General features: G+C 51.6%; 13 protein-coding genes. 4 read left to right on the top strand and 9 right to left on the bottom strand.

The window, feature by feature from the left end:
* Positions 1–274 precede the first annotated feature (274 nt).
* The 6 genes from CKO12_RS07175 to msrA form a co-directional block, all read right to left on the bottom strand.
* Positions 275–481 carry a type II toxin-antitoxin system HicA family toxin gene (locus tag CKO12_RS07175; protein ID WP_200154059.1) on the bottom strand — a complete coding sequence of 69 codons (207 nt, stop codon included), beginning with the start codon at positions 479–481 and terminating at the stop codon, positions 275–277.
* Positions 478–684 (bottom strand): type II toxin-antitoxin system HicB family antitoxin, encoded by a 207-nt coding sequence (locus CKO12_RS07170; protein ID WP_200154058.1) that lies wholly within the window; start codon positions 682–684, stop codon positions 478–480. The genes CKO12_RS07175 and CKO12_RS07170 overlap by 4 nt, the downstream gene beginning before the upstream one ends.
* Before the next feature lie 18 nt (positions 685–702).
* Positions 703–3,453 carry a class I SAM-dependent DNA methyltransferase gene (locus tag CKO12_RS07165; RefSeq protein ID WP_200154057.1) on the bottom strand — a complete coding sequence of 917 codons (2,751 nt, stop codon included), beginning with the start codon at positions 3,451–3,453 and terminating at the stop codon, positions 703–705.
* Between the two features lie 126 nt (positions 3,454–3,579).
* Positions 3,580–4,437, bottom strand: coding sequence for a Rha family transcriptional regulator (locus CKO12_RS07160; protein WP_200154056.1), 858 nt, complete (start codon positions 4,435–4,437; stop codon positions 3,580–3,582).
* Between the two features lie 293 nt (positions 4,438–4,730).
* A complete protein-coding gene (locus tag CKO12_RS07155; protein WP_200154055.1) occupies positions 4,731–6,992 on the bottom strand; it encodes a class I SAM-dependent DNA methyltransferase in 2,262 nt (753 codons plus the stop codon).
* A gap of 112 nt (positions 6,993–7,104) precedes the next feature.
* On the bottom strand, positions 7,105–8,343 hold the full coding sequence (msrA, locus tag CKO12_RS07150) for a peptide-methionine (S)-S-oxide reductase MsrA (protein ID WP_200154054.1): 1,239 nt from the start codon (positions 8,341–8,343) through the stop codon (positions 7,105–7,107).
* A gap of 155 nt (positions 8,344–8,498) precedes the next feature.
* Here msrA and CKO12_RS07145 point away from each other — a divergent pair, with 155 nt between their 5' ends.
* Genes CKO12_RS07145 through CKO12_RS07130 form a run of 4 tightly spaced genes read left to right on the top strand, consistent with a single transcriptional unit; the run spans position 8,499 to position 13,596 of the window.
* Positions 8,499–10,487 (top strand): methyl-accepting chemotaxis protein, encoded by a 1,989-nt coding sequence (locus CKO12_RS07145; RefSeq protein WP_200154053.1) that lies wholly within the window; start codon positions 8,499–8,501, stop codon positions 10,485–10,487.
* A gap of 53 nt (positions 10,488–10,540) precedes the next feature.
* Positions 10,541–12,655, top strand: coding sequence for a type VI secretion system Vgr family protein (locus CKO12_RS07140; protein ID WP_200154052.1), 2,115 nt, complete (start codon positions 10,541–10,543; stop codon positions 12,653–12,655).
* On the top strand, positions 12,652–13,179 hold the full coding sequence (locus CKO12_RS07135) for a DUF4123 domain-containing protein (RefSeq protein ID WP_200154051.1): 528 nt from the start codon (positions 12,652–12,654) through the stop codon (positions 13,177–13,179). Before CKO12_RS07140 ends, CKO12_RS07135 begins: the two co-directional genes overlap by 4 nt.
* Positions 13,180–13,206: 27 nt before the next feature.
* Positions 13,207–13,596, top strand: coding sequence for a DUF4280 domain-containing protein (locus tag CKO12_RS07130; RefSeq protein ID WP_200154050.1), 390 nt, complete (start codon positions 13,207–13,209; stop codon positions 13,594–13,596).
* A 1-nt stretch (position 13,597) separates the two neighbouring features.
* Here CKO12_RS07130 and CKO12_RS07125 read toward each other — a convergent pair whose 3' ends face one another.
* Genes CKO12_RS07125 through CKO12_RS07115 form a run of 3 tightly spaced genes read right to left on the bottom strand, consistent with a single transcriptional unit; the run spans position 13,598 to position 17,873 of the window.
* Positions 13,598–14,392 (bottom strand): hypothetical protein, encoded by a 795-nt coding sequence (locus tag CKO12_RS07125; RefSeq protein WP_200154049.1) that lies wholly within the window; start codon positions 14,390–14,392, stop codon positions 13,598–13,600.
* Positions 14,389–15,957 (bottom strand): AmpG family muropeptide MFS transporter, encoded by a 1,569-nt coding sequence (locus CKO12_RS07120; protein WP_200154048.1) that lies wholly within the window; start codon positions 15,955–15,957, stop codon positions 14,389–14,391. Before CKO12_RS07120 ends, CKO12_RS07125 begins: the two co-directional genes overlap by 4 nt.
* The gene (locus tag CKO12_RS07115) at positions 15,954–17,873 is read right to left on the bottom strand and encodes an ATP-binding cassette domain-containing protein (protein ID WP_200154047.1); all 1,920 of its coding nucleotides are present in this window, start codon (positions 17,871–17,873) and stop codon (positions 15,954–15,956) included. Before CKO12_RS07115 ends, CKO12_RS07120 begins: the two co-directional genes overlap by 4 nt.
* Positions 17,874–17,941: the final 68 nt, after the last annotated feature.

The raw sequence follows: 17,941 nt of genomic DNA, 5'->3' as shown, positions 1-17,941 counted from the left end.
ATGAGTACTTAAAGTCAGTCATCTCTGATTCTTGGGCTGTATTCAGCAAATCATCAAGCTATGCCAAGGGCTGGATAGAACAGTTCGTGCCTTGGGTGCTGTATGGTTAGTTTTGCGGACAACTATAGAAGACCACACTCATTAAAAGCTGTCAACTGCAATCAACAAAAAACCGATTAAACCCGTTTCCGGCGTTGTGGTTTTTGCGGCGCAAGTGGCGCGGTGCGTTGTTGATACCGCTCGAATAGAAAAGCTGCGCGGTGTAGTCAAAGACCTAGTAGTCAAGTTCGGATAAGCCAGCATTTTTCAGTAATTGACCGAGCGTACCTTTTTTTAAGTCCTGATTTCCATGAACGGGAACAGTTAAAATGCTTGAATATGCTGGATGGGTATAAATATGATAACTTCCTTGAATGCGTTTCAACTCCCACCCTTGCCTTTCTAACAATTTACAAAACTGTTTACCAGAAATCGCTTTCATAATTCGATTTCTGCAATTTGCACTTGCTCTTGATCGGGCATGTGCTCAATTGCAACAGCTAACCAACCTTTTGCTGCTTCAATGATATTTGCCATTGCTTCCTCATAAGTCTCTCCTTCAGAGATACACCCCGGCAAAACTGGTATTTCCACCCAGTATCCGCCTTCTTCAGCCGTGTGAATAAAAACATTGAGTTTCATCATTAAATACCGAAAGTGAAATTAACTGGAAGGCGTGAGCTTTTTCCGGCGTTGTGGTTTTTGCGGCGCAAGCGGCGCGGTGAGTTGTTGATACCGCTCGAATAGAAAAGCCACGCGCTCGGCGTCGCCACTAAACTTCTGTTTAGAATAAGCCGCATCAACCGCACGATCTAATTGACGATGCGCTTTGACTAATTCAACCGGCATTGTTAATGGATCATAAAGCGCAGCAAGTGACGCATTCGCACGCGCATCTAATACTGCTTGCGCCGCCTGTTCTATTTTATTGCGCTGTTTATCAGTGATTTTTTCCGGCCAAGGGAAATTGTTATAAACGATGCTCGCGGAGTAGCGATAATCACTTTTTAGGCGACCGCATACAGTGCGCATCCACGCCATGTGCATCGCTGAAGTTAAAACGCCAAAATGATAAAGCGTTGCATCAGAAATAAGAAGCACTGCATCGCTCACTAACGTTTTTGAATCTATAAAACCTAACGGGATATACTTCCTTCGTTCTGATGAGACTCTTGGGATGAGTAGAAACGAGTTATTGGGCATGTTTTCAACATGAAATCGCGTTGGCGTGTCTGCTAATTTAATAGTTGGTTTGCTTTTGCTTGCAAGTCGAAAGCGTTGCACTGCATGAACTCGCTTCATCGCTTCTGGCATTTTTTGCAACTGAGTTGGCGGACATTTTCCAAGCCATAAACACCAGCGTTCATATCCGTTAATGAATTCATCACTGCCTAACCAACGCCGAAAATAAGTAGCGGCAGCAGGTTCTCGTTTAATAAATTCGTCGCGTTCCTCCGTCGTAAATAAGTAATTGCCACCATCAATTGGTTTATTGCCAATGCCGATTTCTGGAACGTTGCAAATTGGTTTATTTCGTTTTGAAATTACTGCGTCAGACGCATCAACCAGATATGGATTGATATTTTTTGCTTTAATATCTACCTCTTTGGATTGCACCGTTTCATAATCAAATAACTGTTTATTAGTGGGTTCAAATAAAGAAAAGCCAATAATCACACAATGCACCGCTGCTTTACCTTTTGCCTCACTTGACCATTGAAACGTGCGATGTGCAAAATGAATTTTAACGCCGCGTTTTAATAAATCTGACCATAACACGCCAACTTGTTCACCTTGTGTGATTGAGTTGGTTGCAACAAATGCGGTTTTAATTGTTGGATTATCTGTCATGTAATCCGTTGCTTTACGATACCAAGCGGAAACAAAATCGAGAATGCCCGCACCTTTTACCGCGTAGAAAATACTGGCAACCTCTGCACGTTGGGAATCACTCATATATTTTGAGCCAACAAACGGCGGATTCCCTAAAATATAATTTAATGCTGCTGGCGGCACCAGATCACGCCAATCAATTTGCAGCGCGTTGCCATGACGGATTGTTGCAGAATGGGTGAGCGGAATCCGCAAATAGTTTATGCCGAATTCCTGAGAAGCCACTCGATTCATCTGATGATCGGTGAGCCACAGCGCCGTTTGCGCAATCTGCGCTGGAAATTCCTCAATTTCAATGCCATAAAACTGATTGACATTGCACAGAATGTTAAACTCACCCACACCAATAGAAAGATCGCGGGCATCACTAAATAATGCGCGCAGCACTTCTAATTCTAATAACCGCAATTCCCGATAAGCAATCACCAGAAAATTGCCGCAGCCACAAGCTGGATCAAGGAATTTTAAGCTGGCGAGTTTTTGTTGAAAGACAAATAGTTTTTTCTTGTTGCTTTTGATACGTTCAAACTCAGCGCGTAAATCATCTAAAAATAAAGGCTGAATCAGTTTTAAGATATTCGTTTCCGAAGTATAATGTGCGCCGAGTTGACGGCGTTCATCAGGGTTCATCACTGATTGAAACAATGCACCAAAAATTGCTGGAGAAATGCGCTCCCAGTTTAAGGCGCAACATTCCAACAACAGATCGCGCATTTCTCGATCAAAAGCGGCTATCGGTAACAGTTCAGTAAATAAATGACCATTGATATAAGGGAACGCAGCAAGCTGCGGATCAAGCCGGGTTAAACGTTTACCCTCTGGCGTATTCAACACTTCAAAGCAATGTGCCAGCCAGTGCGCCAAATCTTGCCCATCTTCAGCGGTGCGTTGTTCAATTAACTCTTGAAACTGATTCACTTCAAAAATGCCGGTGTGTTCAGCAAACAAACAAAACACCAGCCGCACCAGATACACTTCTAGCGCATGACCGACATAACCGCTGGTTTTTAATTGGTCATGCAACAAACCCATGCGCTCGGCAGCTTTCACATTGATCGGGTCTTGCTCTTGAATAGCGGTGGTTTGATAACCCGCCATAAAGCCGAATAAATGAACGTGATTCACCAATTCAGCTAATTGGAACTCGTGTTGCGTGTCGGCATCTAAATCATATAAACGAAACCGAGCAAAATCACAAACCAACACATAATGCGGCAATTCACGGTCTTTCAAACCGTGAAAATAATCCGTTGCTTGCGCATGAGCGCGATCTAAATTTTTACCGCGTGATTTATGCTCAACCAATAACTTTCCTTTCCACAGCAAATCAATATAACCGGCGCGTCCATCAATCTGTTTAACCCGCTGTTCAAAACTTGCCAAGCGCCGCCGACTCACGCCAAAGATATTAAAAAAACCATCCCAAAAGGATTTGGCTTCTGCATCTTCCGAGCAGTCATCTGCCCATTCCCGCGAGAAGTGCAGAGCGCGATCTTTAATTTCATTCCAAGATAGGGGCATGAGAGACTCTTAACACAACAGATACTGGCATCATTCTGATAATTGTGGCGCAAACGGTGCAACGAAGCAAATAAAAAACCCGCTCACCAAGTGAATTGGGAGCGGATTTTTTATAGCGCCAGTGCGTTATTGCAGGTTGGTACTCAGCAGCGCGTGGTCAGTAATAAATGTCTCCAGCCGCTGCAATAATTCTGGGAAACGATCCACAAAAAACAGCGGTTGTGTCTCGCGGGGATTATTCGGGCTGGTTTCATTGCGCCCGTATTGCAAACCCTCAGCGGTGAGATTCCAAAATCGCTTAATCTCATTGCCGCGCCCTTTGCGTGAAAGATGCTCCAGAATGCCCAATTTTTCAAGTGTTGGATTCACAACTCTGGCGACATGATGACCGAGCGGATGATCCATTTCTTTCAATAGCGTAGTAATGGCTTTCACCAATGGTTCATCGACATAAGCGGGCAGGAAATTCGGATTGATGCCTTTAGCATCACATAAAGTAGTGAGCATCCGAATCTTGCTGGTATCTGACATGCGCAGAATTCTTGCGGCAGATTCTGCAATTTGAATCTCAAATGCCGGTGCATACGGCAATGCAGAAGTGACGTATTGAGAAGGTGCTTGCGATGGAGTTGATAATGCGGCTTCGAGTTCCTGCCAGCGTTGTATTACTTTGAATCGCGCCTTGACATCATAACCAGTCAATAAAGTCAGGGTATGATCCTTGTTGAGCAGGTATTCGTATATGGGTTGTCCAGCGTTATTTACACCAAACAAAGCCGCCGAAAATCCAGCATCCAAAGCAGGATCGCCTTGATTTTTAAGATATTTTTCCGGCAAGAAGTCTTCTGATTTGCCGCCGTGAAGTTGTGCCATCATGTTGCGAATATCGCGCATGACGTGCCCGTGCTGCTTGCCTGTCAATTCCGCAATCTCGCGGGATGTCATCGTGACAGATGACGGAAGGGAATGATTTTGCGAGGCCATAAAAAGGCTCTCCTAGTCGATTTTCTGAAGTGATACATCACCCAAAAATTGGGCATCCCGTAGGGGCTTCAGACCGCGACTAGACGGCGGGTTTATTCGTGAGATTGCTCTCCTTATTTCACCGCACCCCCACGATATGCTTTAATCGTGGTGTCGTGTTACGCAATTAAGTTAGTGTCAATAAAACCGCTAACTTTCGTGTGCGGATAACGCTAGTCGGTGTGTCTGAAGCACCTGAGACATAGAAGACCACATTCATTAAAAGCTGTCAACTGCAATCAACAAAAAACCGATTAAACCCGTTTCCGGCGTTGTGGTTTTTGCGGCGCAAGCGACGCGGTGCGTTGTTGGTACCGCTCGAATAAAAAAGCCACGCGCTCGGCGTCGCCACTAAACTTCTGTTTAGAATAAGCCGCATCAACCGCACGATCTAATTGGCGATGCGCGTTGACTAATTTCACTGGCATTGTGAATGGATCATAAAGCGCAGCAAGTGACGCATTCAGCGTTTGCGCACGCGCATCTAATACTGCTTGCGCCGCCTGTTCTATTGTATTGCGTTGTTGATCCGTGATGTTTTCCGGCCACGGGAAATTATTATAAACAATTGTAATGGAGTATTGGTAACGATTTTCAAGTCGTCCGCATACCGTGCGCATCCACGCCATGTGCATTGCCGAAGTTAAAACGCCAAATTGATACCGTTGCGCGTTGGGAATAATGAGCAACTTATCGCCAGCAATATGCGTGCTGGGTAAAAAAGCAAGTGGAATATATTGTCGCCGTTCTGAAGAAACGCAAGGAATCGCTAAATAAGTGCTCGCAGGCTGGCGAATTTCACCGAATAACCCGGGACGCGCTGCTAAAAGAGTGGTTGCTGGACGCAAACTCTGTAAACGATGTTGGCGGCATTGCTGCACTCGCGCTAAAACGTGCGGCAGTTGCTGTAATTCATCGGGAGAAATATCAACCAACCATAAACAATAACGCGGGCTATTGTTGATTAATTCATATCCCATCGCAAAGGGTTTAATCCACGCTGCCGCCGCCGGTTCCTTGCTGATTAACGCCGCTCTTTCTGGAGCAGACAGCAATAAATGCCCGCCGTCATTCGGCATTGAACCAAACACCATTGGCAATGCACCGACCGGTGCAACGCGGCGCTTTTCTAAAACGACATTGGGTGCTGCCAACAAATAAGGATTGATATTGCTAGGCTTCATTTCGCTGGGTTCAGACTGCGGTGTTTCATAAACAAAAAGCTGTTTTTTCATTGCATCGTGTAAAGCAAAACCGATAATCACGCAATGCACAGCAGCATTGCCTTTTGCTTCATTTGACCATTGAAAGGTGCGATGCGCAAAATGAATGTGTATCCCGCGTTTTAATAAATCTGACCATAGCACCCCAACTTGTTCGCCTTGCGTGATTGAGTTGGTTGCAACAAATGCAGTTTTTACAGCAGTGTTGTCCGCCATATAATCAGCCGCTTTGCGAAACCACGCGGCAACAAAATCTAAAACGCCCGCGCCTTTGACATCATGGAAAACTTGCGCTAAATCCTTTTTTTGCGCGGGCGTTTGATAGGCTTTGCCAATAAACGGCGGATTCCCTAAAATGTAATTGAGTTTTGCTGGCGGCACCAGCTCGCGCCAATCCAGTTGTAGCGCATTACCATGACGAATTGTCGCGGAATGCGTGAGCGGAATCCGTAAATAGTATTGCCCGAATTCCTGAGAAGCCATTTGATTCATCTGATGATCGGTGAGCCACAATGCTGTTTGCGCAATCTGCGCTGGAAATTCCTCAATTTCAATCCCATAAAACTGATTCACATTGCACAGAATGTTAAACTCACCCGCGCCAATTGATAACGCTTTAGACGCGCCAAACAACGCCCGCAACACTTCCAATTCAAGCAACCGCAATTCCCGATAGACGATGACCAGAAAATTGCCGCAGCCGCAAGCGGGATCAAAGAATTTTAAGCTGGCGAGCTGTTCTTGAAACGCAAATAAATTGCTTTTGCTCTGCCGTTTGACGCGCTCAAATTCAGCCCGCAGTTCATCTAAAAATAACGGTTTAATCAGCTTTAAGATATTGGTTTCTGATGTGTAATGTGCGCCCAGATGACGGCGGTTTTTAGCGTCCATCACTGATTGAAATAAAGCGCCAAAGATCGCAGGTGAAATCCGCCCCCAATCCAAAGCGCAACCTTCCAATAAAAGCTCGCGCATTTCCCGATTAAAGGCAGCGGTGGGTAAATGCTCGGCAAACAATTGACCGTTAATATAACGAAAAGCGGCGAGCTGCGGATCAAGACGGGTGAAACGTTTTTCGTGCGGTGTATTTAACACTTCAAAACACTGCGCCAGCCAGTGTGCTAAATCTTGCCCATCTTCAGCGGTGCGTTGTTCAATCAACGCTTGAAACTGATTTGCTGCAAAAATGCCGGTGTGTTCGGCAAAGAAACAAAACACCAGCCGCACCAGATACACTTCCAGCGCATGACCAACATAACCGCTGATTTTTAATTGATCATGCAATAAACTCATGCGCTCGGCAGCGTTTATGTTGATCAAATCTCGCTCGTGCATGAGTGTTTTTTTAACCCTGATGTTTAAGCATTAACGCCAGATTGTTTCATCTGGCGTTAATGATCAGCATTCAATCTGGAACAAAGCGCAATACTTTACCGTTAATGCAATATCGTTTGCCAGACGGCGGTGGCCCGTCATCAAAGACATGCCCCAAATGAATTCCAGAACTGGCGCTGCGCACTTCAACGCGGTGCATTCCGTGATTGCTGTCGGCATGTAAAGTCAGCGCACCTTCTATCGGATTAAAAAAGCTCGGCCAACCGCTGCCGCTTTCAAATTTCGCGTCGGTGCGAAATAACGCCGCGCCCGTAATTGGATCGACAAAGGTGCCGGGGCGTTTTTCATCCAGATGCGAGCCAGTAAACGGGCGCTCCGTGCCCTGTTCAAAAGCGATTTTCCGCTGTTCCGGCGTCAGCACCTGCCCGCCCAACCATTGCCAAAACCGCGCCTGTTCGCCGCTGTAGCCGGTAAAACGCGACACTTCTTGACCTTTTTCAAACAATACGATGGTCGGCGTTGCCAGCAGCGGCTGCTTCAGCGTCCAGCCATCCGGTGGCAACGTCGCCAGCGTGGCGCGAATCGGCGTTGCTGCCGTCCAGCCGTCGAGAATTTCGGCGCGAAATAACTGGCAAAACGCGCAATCCGCCGCCTCAAATACGAGCAATTGCCGCGCAAAATTGAGCGTTGCTGCCGCCAACGGCGCGGGCGCAGCAGCGACGGGCGGTGCCGCTGCGTCAGGAAACATCACGCCAGTGCCGCCGAGTCCGCAGTAGCCCTGTGGATGTTTCTGCAAATAATCCTGATGCGACTCCTCGGCGCGGTTGTAATGCCGCAATTGCTTGATTTCCGTTGTGATTTGCCCGCGTCCGGCAGCGGTCAACGCCGTTTGATAGTCATCTCGCGTCGCCAGCGCCGTCGCCAATTGTGCCGCGCTGGTGGTGTAAATCGCGCTGCGATAATTGCTACCACGATCATTGCCTTGGCGGTCGCCCTGCGTGGGATCGTGGTGTTGCCAAAACGCAATCAACACCTGCCGCAAACTGATTTGGGTCGGATCAAAGCTGACCTGAATCACCTCGGCGTGATTGCGCGGGGCGGTGGCGGCGCCGCGCTGGAGTTGCTGTTCCAGCGCCAGCACGTCCCGATAACCGACCTGCGGCGCGTCACCTCCGGCATAACCGGCTTCGACGTCGATCACGCCGGGCAACGCCGCCATCCGTTTTTCTGCGCCCCAAAAACAGCCCATGCCCAGCACAATTGATTCCGTTGTTTTGGCGCAAATTGATGTGGTTGTAGTCACAGCCATGATGAGTATTCCCCAGCGTATCCAGTTGAGTAACATGATGAAATTCTCTTGGTTTTGAACATTGTCAACACCGCAAGCCCGCCGGCAACTGTGACAATGTTGTTAAAATATGATGACAACATAACGAGACACGGATCATTACTTGGGGTTGAGCAATGCGAATGACATCTCTGCGAGCGCGATTGTTTTTGTGGATGTTGGGCGGAAGTGGGCTGCTGTTTTTATTGGCATTTGGCACGATGGCGGTGCTCACCCAGAACGGTGCGCGGGAGCAAGCCTTGACGCTGGTGCGCGGGATGGCGGACACCTACGCCGGTCGGATTAAATCCGAGTTTGATCATTCGTATGCCGTCGCTGAATCGCTGGCGCTTGCGTTGCGGGCGATCCATGACCGCGATCCGCAGCGGGCGGTGGCCTCAGCCGTGAACGCGGCAGTGTTAGAAGCCAATCCGCAGCTCGTTGGTTTGGGGTCGTATTGGGAGCCGAATGCGTTTGATGGCCGCGATACGGAATTTGTCCGCGTCGCGCCAGAGAATGACGCCACCGGGCGTTATATTCCATATTGGAATCGCGCCAGCGGGGTGGTGGCGGTGGAGCCGGTGACGGAATACGACACGGCAGATTGGTACAACATCCCCAAGCGCACCAAGCAGCCATGGGCGAGTGAACCCTATTCTTTCCCAATTAGCGGCAAGCCAGTGTTGATGGTGTCGCTGATGGTGCCGATTCTCGACGGCGGTAAATTTCTTGGCTCGGTCGGCGCAGATTATCCGCTGGTCGGTTTGCAGGACATTCTCACCGAGGTGCGCCCGTTCGGATCAGGACGCGCCAGCTTGCTGTCCAATGCCGGTATTTATGCGAGCCATCCCGACAGCACGCTCCTGAGTCAAGCGGCGCATGATTTACCGCCGGCAGCACTGGCGGCGATCAAAGACGGTAAAGCGTATGAATTCATCACTGACGCGGGTTTGATGTCGCTGGTGCGCCCGATTCAACCCGGCAAGGCGATGAATACTTGGGCGCTGGTGCTGACCTTTCCGCTCGCCGATGCGCTGGCGGAGGCGCGGCAGATGATGCTGATGACGGCGCTGATTGGTAGCGTGGGTTTGCTGATTTTGGCGGCGATTTTGTGGCCGCTGCTCGCGCATTTGATGCGCCCGTTGCAGCAACTCGCGCACACGCTGGTCAGTTGGGATGGCGATGTGACGCAGCAGGTGGCGGTCGTGCGCCAAGATGAGATTGGCATCATCGGCGCGGCGTTTAACGCCTTTATGCAGCGGCTGCGTGAGCTGGTGGTGGCGATTGCTGAAGAAAGCCGTCGCCTTGATGTGAGCAGCCAAGAATTGAGCGCGGCGACCGAGTCGGTGGTGCAAAACTCGCGGCAACAGCTTGATGCTGCGCACCAGATGACCGACGAAATGGGGCAAATCACTGGCTCAATCGGTGGCGTGGCGCGGCAGGCGCTGCAATTGCAGGAGCTGGCGCAGGACACCGGCACCATCACCGCCAGCGCCTCAACGATTGTGCAGCAGACGGCGCAGGAGATCGGGCAGATTGACCACACGATGCAGACGGTTGCCAGCGGCGTGCAGCGATTAGATGAGCGGTCGCGTGACATCAGCACCATCATTAACGTGATCCGCGAAATTGCCGATCAAACCAATTTGCTGGCGCTCAACGCGGCGATTGAAGCGGCACGCGCTGGTGAGCAAGGACGCGGATTTGCGGTGGTGGCTGATGAGGTGCGCAAATTGGCGAATCGCACGGCGCAGGCGACGGGTGAAATCACCAATACAATCAAGACGATTCAGCAGGAAAGTGCGGCGGCTGTGACCGCAGTTGGCATGACTTCCGAACAGGTCAATCGTGGCGTGGCGCTGTCACGGGAAGCGGCGGACGCGATTGAAACGATCCGCCACCACGCCGACGATATTTTGAGTCGGGTATCGGAGGTAAATCATCAAACCAAACAACAAACTGGCAGCAGTCAGGCGTTGGCAAATCACGTTGAGCGCGTCGGCGGGCTGGCGCAATATAACGATCAAAACATTTTAATTGCGCAGGAGCGCGTTCAAGATATTGCAACGCTCTCGCATAAACTGCACGAATTGATTGCACGGTTTCGTGGTGCGGAGCGCCGTTAAAACATCTTTGCCGCTTTTCATTAAAGCGGCAAGTTTATTTGAGGAATGAGTGAATGACTGCCACGCAAAAAAATCGTTTTTTATCGGTCAATACCATTCTGGGCGAGGAAACGTTGCTGTTATACAGCATGGTGACGCAGGAACGTTTAAGCGCACCGTTTGAATATGAACTCACGTTACTCAGCACTGACGCGACATTGGCACCGGATGATTTATTGGGCACGGCAATGACGGTGGCGTTAAAAGTGTTGAATAATACGCGCCGTTTTTATCATGGCTATGTACAAAAATTTGCCTTCACTGGTTTTCATGGTAATTATGCCCGTTATCAAGCAACGCTGGTGCCGTTATTATGGTTTTTATCCCGTTCGAGCGATTGCCGGATTTTTCAAAGCAAAACTGTACCCGTGATTGTCAAAGAGATTTTCTCTAAATATGGCTTAACCGATATTGAAGAACATTATACGGCAACCTTTCGGACTTGGGAGTACTGCGTTCAATATCAAGAAACTGATTTAAACTTTGTCAGCCGGTTATTGGAACATGAAGGGATTTATTATTTCTTTAAGCACGAAGATGGTAAACATACTTTAGTGTTAACGGATAACAGCACTGCGCATTCTACAGTCACCGATTATGCGACAGTTCCTTTTCACAATGAGCGGTCAGCGTGGTTAAAAACCATTGATCATATCGACGGCTGGATCGTGAATAAGAGTGTGCGCTCCGGGATTTTTGTTCATCGCGCCTTTAATTTCACAGCACCAAAAACAAATTTATTAGCCACGAGCAATTCCCCTAAAGATCATGCTTTAGCAAAAATGGAATTATTTGAATTTCAAAATGATTATACTACGGCAACAGAAGGCACTGATTATGCCAAGGTGCGTTTGGAAGCAGAGCAGGCAGAGCATGAGCTTGTGCAGGCAACTGGCACCGTGCGTGGTTTATATTGTGGCGCGTGGTTTACTTTAGAAGGTCATCTGCGGAGCGATCAAAATCGCAAGTGTTTAATTATTGCCACGCAGGAAGTATTGCAATCCGATGATTTTGAATCCACTGCCACGCTAGAATCGCGTGAACCTTTCCGTACCACCTTCACCGCAATTGACGCAAAAACAGCATTTCGTCCTCCGCGAGTGACACCAAAACCAGTGGTTAAAGGAGCGCAAACTGCAATTGTGGTGGGCGAATCGGGTAAAGAAATTTTTACAGATGCACACGGGCGCGTGAAAGTCCAATTTCATTGGGATCGTTACGGCACTTCTAATGAAGAAAGTTCGTGCTGGATTCGCGTGGCGCAAATTTGGGCGGGTAAAGGTTGGGGCGGTATGATGCTGCCGCGTGTTGGGCAAGAAGTGATTGTTGATTTTTTAGAAGGCGATCCCGATCAGCCCATTATTACCGGACGGGTCTATAACGGTGATTGCACGCCGCCTTATACATTGCCAGCCGACGCGACAAAAAGCACGATTAAAAGCAGCAGCAGTACTGGTGGCGCTGGTTTTAATGAAATCCGGTTAGAAGATAAAAAAGATTCGGAGCAGCTTTTTATTCACGCGCAGAAAGATTATGAAACGCGAGTGAAAAATGACGCAGTGACTTGGATTGGTAATGAGCAGCATACGTTGGTCGTTAAAGATCAGTTAGAACAGGTGAAAGGGAAACAGCATTTAACCGTCACCAGCAATCAATTGGAAAAAGTTGGCGGCGATAAACATTTGACGGTGACTGGTGATTATAATCAAGCCATCACGGGCGGCGTGTCGTTAAAAGCCAATACCAATATCCAGCACAAAACTAGCGTGAAATATGCAATTGATGCCGGCACAGAAATCCATCTGAAATCGGGCATGAATGTGGTGATTGAAGGAACTGCCAGCGTGACGTTAAAAAACTCTAGCAGCTTCATTGTGATCGGCCCAAGTGGCGTGATGATTTCGGGGCCGATGGTGATGATTAACAGCGGCGGGGCGGCTGGTGCGGGTTCCGGTTGTTCACCCGCCAGCGCCACCGCGCCGACTGCGCCGAAAGAAGCGGCGACCGCCACTGCGGGCAAGGTCTCAACCGTGACCGCGCAAAAGGCAAAAACGATTGCAACTGCGGAAACGAAAACAATGGTCAAGGCGTTGGTGGCAGCGGCAGCAAGCGGTGATGCACTCGTATGAAACAGGAACAAGTTCAGGTTTTTCAACGCAGTTTGGCTGATCCCCAGCAGCCGCTGTGCGCGGTGCTGGATGGCGCAGCGGTGCCCAATTTGCCCGCCCGTTTGACCGCTGCCGCCGTGCCACACGTCTGTTTATTACCCGGCGAGATCGACACCGAATTGGCGCAGGTCGCACCTTATTTGGTGCAATTCGCGCCCGATTCCGCGTTGGCGGCGCAATTCATCAGCGAAGGTTTGGGCAAGCATTGGGGCATTCTCATCGTCTCCGCCGCGCATTTCCGCAGCTTGCGGATTCATTTTCGTAACTTGTTGACTGTGTGGGAATTTTCTGGGCAACCGCGCTATTTTCGCTATTACGATCCGCGAGTGCTGCGGGTGTATCTGCCGACCTGCACCGCCGCTGAATTGAGCGATTTTTTCGGCCCGGCGACGGCGTTTTATGCGGAAGGCGACACGCCAACTGCGTTGCAGCGCCTATTTGTGAGCGATGGCGCACTCATCCAACAAACGCTGCAACTCGCGTAATTTAGTGTTTTTGAAGAGGAAAATTTAATGGGAATGCACGTTTGTTCGGGTGCCATGTTGCAATGTTCATTCGGCGTTGCGCCCAGCACTTTCATGGTGTTGCCGGTCAATCGCACCCTGACCAGCAATATGCCTGCCGCTAACATCATGGATCATGTGCCGCTGGTGAATATCTTGCCGTTCGGCATGTGCAGCAGCCCCGCCAATCCAACCGTCGCCTCAGCAACCGCAGCCGCACTCGGCGTGTTGACGCCAATGCCGTGCATTCCAGCGACTGCCACGCCTTGGGTGCCCGGTTCACCGACGGTATTGCTGGCGAATATGCCGGCGCTCAACGAGACTTCTAAATTGATTTGCAGCTACGGCGGCGTGATTTCAGTCCTCTTGCCCGGTCAGTTCACCGAGATGATTCCGTAAGTTAATCAAGTACTAGCGGCGTAAATCCTACCGCCGCGATGCCTTCCGCAGGTGTAGCCGTCGCCTGTTCTAACCACGCCAGCGTCAGCGCCTCCAAGCGCTCCATCCGTTGCCCAATGTCACTGCTCGCATCGTTCAACGTCGCGCCAATCCACAGCCACAGCGGATCGTCAATGCAGCCGTGTCCGCACAAAAACATCAAGCTAATCAGCACACTGTAACCGCGCAACGTCGGCACACTGCGCTCCCGTGCCAGCGCATAACCGCTGCGCACCACCGCTTGCAGCGCCGGCTCGCCGCTCAAACCCGCTTTGAGCGGATCAATCTCAGTGAGCACCCGCATCATCGCTGGCCCGAAATCGTGTCCGGTCAACGTAAACGGCTGGCGCAGCCACACCATAAAATGTTGCCGCGCCGTCCGTTGCAATTCCGCACCTGCACCAATCACCGTCGCGTGATACGCCAACGCCTGTTCATATACGGACGCAGCGCGAGTCGGCTCCGGCGCGTCCGTCCGCAAACTGTCTGCAAGCCACTGATATTGCGGATCAGTGAGCACGGCGCTGCCCAACAACCAGCGTAATTCCACCACCAAGCGCAATGTCGTCCGCGCTTGCAACCCAAACTCCGCTGCCGCAGCCAGCGCCAATTGCACCGCCAGCCGCAGCGGTGGCTCACCCAGCGCGGCGCTCAAAGTGGGTGCGGCGGCTTGAAATTCAGCAACCAGCGCATTTTCTAAATTGATTCGCGCAACCTGTTGAAAGACCGCCAATTGCTCGGCACGAATAATCATCATGGATTTGTCCTCAACGTCGGTTCATTCAGAGCGAGACGGCGTCCCGCCAGCCACACCAGCCCGATTACCGGCACTCCGATCAAGGTGGTGAACAGGAAAAAGCCCGGATAGCCCAGATTGGCGACCATCGCGCCGGAATAGCCGCCGAGCAGTTTGGGCAACAGCGTCATCAAGGAACTGAAAATTGCATATTGCACGGCGGTAAATGAGATGTTGGTGAGGCTGGATAAAAAAGCGATAAAGGCGGCGCTCGCCAAACCAGCGGCGAGATTGTCAGCGCCAACGGCGAGATACAGCAGCGGCACATTGGCTCCGGTGTGCGCCAGTACTACAAAAATCAGATTGGTAGCGGCTGAGAGCACTGCGCCGAGCAGCAAAATACGCATCACGCCATGTCGTGTTGCCAGCAGCCCACCGAGCAAGCCGCCGCCGATGCTGACCACCACGCCGAAGGTTTGCACCGCCGCTGCGATTTGCGGTTTCGTGAAGCCGAGGTCTTGATAAAACACGTTAGCAATCACGCCTAACACGATGTCGGAAATACGATACAGCCCGATGAGCGCCAGCAACAGCAACGCGGTATTGAGTCCGTAACGGCGGAAAAAATCCTGCGCTGGTGCAATCCACGTCTCCTGCGCCAGCGTGCGATTGACGGCACCCACTTTGACCAGCACCCAGCCGGTGCAGCCAGCAGCGATCAGCGCCAGCGCAAAGTGCAGCAATTCCAATAAAAAGTGAGTCAGTGCGCCCGCCCCAGCGCCAGCTTTCATCGCTATAAATGCTTGATTGCTCAAAAAAAACATCAGCACAAACGCGGCGGCAGTCACGCCAAACACTGCGAGCAGGCGGAGATACGCGGCTGGCGGATAATCTGGCAGCCCCCCTTTGGAAAAGGGGGGTTGGGGGGATTTGAGATCGGGCGCTTGAATCAACAACGTCGTGAACACGCCGATCAGCACCAACGCCGCCATAATCAAATAGGTCGTCTGCCAAGCTGCGTAGCTGTAAATCTCCGTCGTGGAGCCAAACCACGCCGCCAACGTCAACGCCCCCGCGCCCGCCACCACCATTCCCACCCGATAACCCGCGATGTAGACCGCTGACAGCAACGCCTGCAATTCCGGCGGCGCAATTTCAATCCGATACGCATCAATCACGATGTCCTGCGTTGCTGCTGAAAATCCCAGCAGCACCGCAGCAAGCGCCATCTGCGTCAGGCTTTCGGCACCTCGCGCCGGATCAATCGACGCCATCAACACAATCGCGCTGATGATGGCGAACTGCGCCACCAGCAGCCAAGCACGTCGCCGTCCGAGCTGGCGCGTCAACAGCGGCACCGGCAAACGATCAATCAACGGTGCCCATAAAAATTTGAAGGAATAGCCGAGTGCTGCCCAACTAAAAAAGGTGACGGCATCGCGGGCGACGCCCGCTTCCCGCAGCCACAATGACAGCGAGGAAAAAATCAGCAGTAGCGGCAGCCCTGCGGTAAAACCCAGAAATATCATGCTGATGACGCGAGAATCGCGGAATTGCTGCCACTTGACAGCGCGAGTGCTGCTCATTGCCGCGCTTCCAATACTTCCCACCGGGCGTAAGCAGTGGCGAGTTCTGCTGCCACCGTCGCCAGCCGCGTCCGCACATCGGCGGCAACGCTGGCGTCAGCCTGATACAGCGTCGGATCAGCCAATTGCTCATGCAGCGCCGCCTGTTCCAATTCCAACGCTTCAATCTGTGCGGGCAGCGCCGCCAATTCACGGGTTTCTTTGTAGCTGAGTTTGTCCGCTGCCGGTTTCGCTTTAGCAACCACCGCCACCCCTTTCTCCATAAGCCCCCCTTTGGAAAAGGGGGGTTGGGGGGATTTGTTGGAAAAGGGCGTTTGGGGGGATTTACGCTGCCGCAGCCAGTCGTCATAACCGCCGACGTAATCGTTGACGACGCCTTCGCCTTCAAACACCAGCGTGCTGGTGACGACGTTGTCGAGCAGAGCGCGGTCGTGGCTGACGATCAGCAAGGTGCCAGCGAAATCCACCAGCAATTCTTCCAACAATTCCAGCGTTTCGGTGTCGAGATCGTTGGTCGGCTCATCCAGCACCAACACGTTGGCGGGGCGCGTAAACAGCTTTGCCAACAACAGCCGATTGCGTTCACCGCCCGACAGCGCCTTGACTGGCTGCCGCGCTCGCTCCGGGGTGAACAGGAAATCTTTGAGATACGACAGCACGTGCCGACTCGCGCCATTGATGTCGATGTGATCGCTGCCGCCAGCGACGTTGTCCTGCACGCTGCGCTCCACATCAAGCTGGGCGCGGAGCTGGTCAAAATAGGCGATCTGTAAATTGGTGCCGTGCCGAATGATGCCCTGCTGCGGCGCGAGTTCGCCGAGGAGCAATTTGAGCAAGGTGCTTTTGCCGCTGCCATTCGCGCCGATGATGCCGATTTTGTCGCCGCGCAAAATCAAGGTGCTGAAGTGGCGAATCACCGGCTCCGCGCCCCAGCCGTAGCTGATGTCGTCAGTTTCAACCACCAACTTGCCAGAACGCTCGGTCTCGCTGACACGCAGCCGCACGTTGCCCATTTGTTCACGCCGTTCGCGCCGTTCCTCACGCAGCGATTTAAGCGCCCGCACGCGCCCTTCATTGCGGGTGCGACGCGCTTTGATCCCTTGCCGAATCCAGACCTCTTCTTCTGCCAACTTGCGATCAAACTGTTCTGCCGCCAATTGTTCGGCGTGTAATCGCTCCTCACGGCGGCGCAGATAATTGGCGTAATCGCCGGGCCAGTCGGTGAGATGTCCGCGATCCAGTTCGAGAATGCGGGTGGCGACGCGCTGCAAAAAGCGGCGGTCGTGGGTCACAAACAGCAGTGCGCCGGAGAACTCGCGCAGGAATTCTTCCAGCCACGCGATGGAGTCGATGTCGAGATGGTTCGTTGGCTCGTCCAGCAGCAGCACATCTGGCTCTGTGACCAGTGCTTGCGCCAGCAAAACCCGCCGCTGCAAGCCACCGGAGAGCGCGGGAAAATACGCTTCGGCATCTAAGCCCAGCCGCGAGATAACGCGCTCGGTGCGGCGCTCAATTTCCCAGCCGTTGCTGTCATCCAACTGCTGCTGCACCTGCGCGAGGCGGGCGAGGTCGGCGGCGCTGGCGTCGGCAGTCAGATGATGCGAAAGATGAAAGTATTCCTGCACCAAGCTGCTGAGGTCGCCTAAACCGGCGGCGACGAGGTCGAACACGCTGGCATCGTGCGCGGCGGGAATCTCCTGCGCTAACTTGGCGATGCTCACGCCTTGCGTGATCCGCAGTTGACCGGCGTCCGGCTGCACTTCACCGGCGATGATTTTGAGCAGGGTGGATTTGCCCGTGCCGTTGCGTCCGATTAAACAAATGCGTTCGCCGCGCTCGATGGTGACGCGCACGTCATCCAGCAGTGGCGGCAGACCATAAGAGAGGGTAATGGCATCAAGACTCAGCAGGGTCATTCCGAGGTTCCTCAGTCAAAACAGAATAAGAGCAACGCAGATCAGCTTGATTTTGTGAGATTTTACTG

Origin of the sequence: Chromatium okenii, from assembly GCF_016583745.1 — a bacterium.
GTDB classification, from domain to species: domain Bacteria; phylum Pseudomonadota; class Gammaproteobacteria; order Chromatiales; family Chromatiaceae; genus Chromatium; species Chromatium okenii.
Note: the sequence above shows the minus strand (reverse complement) of the source record. Positions and strands in the feature narration are given on the sequence as shown.